Here is a 233-nt window from a genome sequence, read left to right on the forward strand (position 1 = left end):
CGATCCCCGAGGAGACGACCGCGACGACGATGGCGGCCGTCAGCGGGAGGTCGGTGATGTCGTTACCGAGCGTGTCCAGCGTCCGGCGGGCGATGGTGAACGCGCCGACCGCGACCGCCGCGCTCCCGAGGAGGATCATCGGCGTCATCTCCACGCCGTCGAGCGCGACGAGCGGCGCGATGGCGTTCGCGATGTTCGAGGTGCCCGAGGAGAACGCCATCAGACAGCCGATG

Annotated in this window: 1 protein-coding gene; it reads right to left on the reverse strand. The window is 70.0% G+C overall.

Annotation, left to right across the window (positions count from 1 at the left end; genetic code table 11):
- The coding region (locus tag EXE42_RS18035; protein WP_199240824.1) for an inorganic phosphate transporter at positions 1–233 on the reverse strand (233 nt) is incomplete at both ends.

The sequence above is a fragment of the Halorubrum sp. SP3 genome (genome assembly GCF_005435195.1).
Lineage (GTDB): Archaea > Halobacteriota > Halobacteria > Halobacteriales > Haloferacaceae > Halorubrum > Halorubrum sodomense.